Genomic DNA, 448 nt, shown 5'->3' on the forward strand with positions numbered 1-448 from the left:
CGCGGGTGCTGGCAGACGTAACGACTGCATGGCCTCGCGCTTCTCTTCCACACGGTCAAAGACGCCGAGTACTTCGTAAGCGCCCTCAATCACCTTCCCGACGATATCGCCACGGTGCGGAACTCTGATTTCTCCAAAGGACTGTCCACAGACGAGCGAATTCGTGCACACGCTGCGGAAAATGCCCGGCAATAGCTGAAAACTCGACGCCCCATCGTGGCTGTTTAAAATAATGATTTCAGGCACATGCTGGCCGTTTATCTGACCAGCGCGACGTAATCGGAGCAGGTGTTTGGTGTGTTCCCGACGTTCAGGATCGCGAACGCGCGACTGGCAGGCGAAGAAGGGTTCGAAACCTTCACGCTGCAGGTTCTCCAGCAGGGTAATAGTCGGTATATAGCTGTAACGGTCTGAGCGTGATGTGTGTTTGTCTTCACTGAAGACGCTG

1 protein-coding gene is annotated in these 448 nt (G+C 54.9%); it reads right to left on the reverse strand.

Annotated features, from left to right (window positions below):
* Positions 1-448 (reverse strand): DUF932 domain-containing protein (locus tag DEO48_RS22940; protein WP_146198321.1); only part of this gene is annotated, 448 nt, incomplete at both ends.

The organism is Enterobacter sp. CGMCC 5087 (assembly GCF_003144775.1).
In the GTDB taxonomy this organism is placed as follows: Bacteria; Pseudomonadota; Gammaproteobacteria; order Enterobacterales; family Enterobacteriaceae; genus Enterobacter; species Enterobacter cloacae_M.